Source organism: Pseudoalteromonas sp. SIMBA_162, assembly GCF_046535955.1.
In the GTDB taxonomy this organism is placed as follows: Bacteria; Pseudomonadota; Gammaproteobacteria; order Enterobacterales; family Alteromonadaceae; genus Pseudoalteromonas; species Pseudoalteromonas marina.
Window position 1 is genome coordinate 1 of sequence record NZ_JAWJBQ010000466.1, and the last position, 268, is coordinate 268.

The following is a 268-nucleotide window of genomic DNA, read 5'->3' on the forward strand; positions in this document are numbered from 1 at the left end:
GTCAGCTGTCGGCGGTGGTCAAGGAGGCTCGCCGCATGGCACCGCTGGATGCGCCGCTCTTGATCGAGGGCGAGACCGGCACCGGCAAGGAGCTGCTGGCGCGGGCCTGCCACCTGGCCAGCCCCCGCGGCCAGGCCCCCTTCATGGCGCTCAATTGCGCGGGGCTGCCGGAGTCGATGGCCGAGACGGAGCTGTTCGGTTACGCCCCGGGCGCCTTCGAGGGCGCGCGCCCGGAGGGCAAGCTGGGCCTGCTGGAGCTGACCAGCGG

At 73.5% G+C, this 268-nt stretch carries 1 protein-coding gene; it reads left to right on the forward strand.

What is annotated here, in order from left to right; genetic code table 11:
• Nucleotides 1-268, forward strand: a 268-nt coding sequence (locus R0J88_RS20510) for a sigma 54-interacting transcriptional regulator (RefSeq protein ID WP_410900953.1), incomplete at both ends; no start/stop codon positions are given.